We start from the raw sequence: 1157 nt of genomic DNA on the forward strand, positions 1-1157 counted from the left end.
TCGGCACGTCTGCGGCGACCGGAGCGGCCGGTGCCGCGTCAGCCGCGCAGGACGCGGCCCTGCTTGTCGGTGCGGTCGTTGCTCACGAGGAACATGACGCCGTCGATCAGCGCCCAGAAGCCGAGGCCCCCGCAGGTGAGCAGCTGGGCGATGCCGATGCCGACGGAACCGACGTAGAAGCGGCCGATGCCCAGGGTCCCCAGGAAGATCTGGAGGAGACCGGCGACGATCTTCGACTTGTCGGAGTAGGGGCGGCCCTGCGGGTCGTAGCCGTAGGGGGCCTGGGGGCCGGCGGGGACGGTCATGGCGCTGCTCCTGGGGAGAAAGGGTGTGACGGGCGCCGGGCGGATCGCCCGGACTGCCCAGGAGGGAGCACCGGAAACCCGCGTACGGATCCCGTGTGACCACTGCGCTGCAACCCACGGTTCGCGAACCGTCCCCCCTGCGCCAGAGGAGCGTAAGGGGACTGGCGTTCGAACGGGAAAGCAGAAAGCCGAATGTTCCCGTTCCGTGATCAACTCAGGCTTCTTCCCGCACGTTTCAGACGATGTTGCGGACCACCGTCCAGGCCACCGCCACCGCGAGGATCACCGCCTGGACCCGGGGCGCGATCCGGGGCGCCCAGCTGCGGCCGCGCAGTCCCTCCAGCGTCCAGCGCCCCCACAGTGCCAACGCGAACGGCGCGGCGAGCAGCAGGGCCCTGTTGTCCAGCCAGGCGGCGGCGAACTGGCCGTGCATCAGGTCGTACACCATGCGCGTGCCGCCGCAGGCCGGGCACAGCAGGCCGGTGACGGCCCGCAGCGGGCACCGGGGCAGGAGGTGCTCCGGCTCGTGGGGGTCGGTGCCCCACAGGTAGGCGGCGCCCGCCGCGCCCGCGGCCAGCACCGCGACGGGGGCCGCCGCGGGATGCCACCGCGGCCGCCCCCGGGACGGGGCGGACGAGGCCGCGTCAGCCACGCAGGATCCGCCCCTGGGAGTCCGTGCGGTCGTTGCTGACCAGGTACATGACGCCGTCGATCAGCGCCCAGAAACCGAGGCCGCCGCAGGTGAGCAGCTGGGCGATGCCGATGCCGACCGAACCCGTATAGAAGCGGCCGATGCCCAGGGACCCCAGGAAGAGCTGGAGGAGACCGGCGACGATCTTCGACTTGTCGGAG

The 1157-nt window shown here is 71.8% G+C and carries 3 protein-coding genes; all 3 read right to left on the reverse strand.

Features of this window, described 5'->3' with window-relative positions:
* Positions 1-38: 38 nt before the first annotated feature.
* On the reverse strand, positions 39-305 hold the full coding sequence (locus tag AOK18_RS27030) for a TM2 domain-containing protein (protein WP_055696031.1): 267 nt from the start codon (positions 303-305) through the stop codon (positions 39-41).
* A 235-nt stretch (positions 306-540) separates the two neighbouring features.
* A complete protein-coding gene (locus AOK18_RS27035; protein WP_055696032.1) occupies positions 541-957 on the reverse strand; it encodes a DUF2752 domain-containing protein in 417 nt (138 codons plus the stop codon).
* Positions 950-1157, reverse strand: a 208-nt coding sequence (locus AOK18_RS27040; protein ID WP_157865225.1) for a TM2 domain-containing protein, incomplete at its 5' end; no start/stop codon positions are given. The genes AOK18_RS27040 and AOK18_RS27035, both read right to left, overlap by 8 nt.

The organism is Streptomyces prasinopilosus (assembly GCF_001419695.1).
Taxonomy (GTDB): Bacteria; Actinomycetota; Actinomycetes; order Streptomycetales; family Streptomycetaceae; genus Streptomyces; species Streptomyces prasinopilosus.

Coding starts and splice junctions, on each gene's coding strand:
- AOK18_RS27030 (WP_055696031.1), bottom strand. CDS start 305: ATGACCGTCCCCGCCGGCCCCCAGGCCCCCTACGGCTACGACCCGCAG.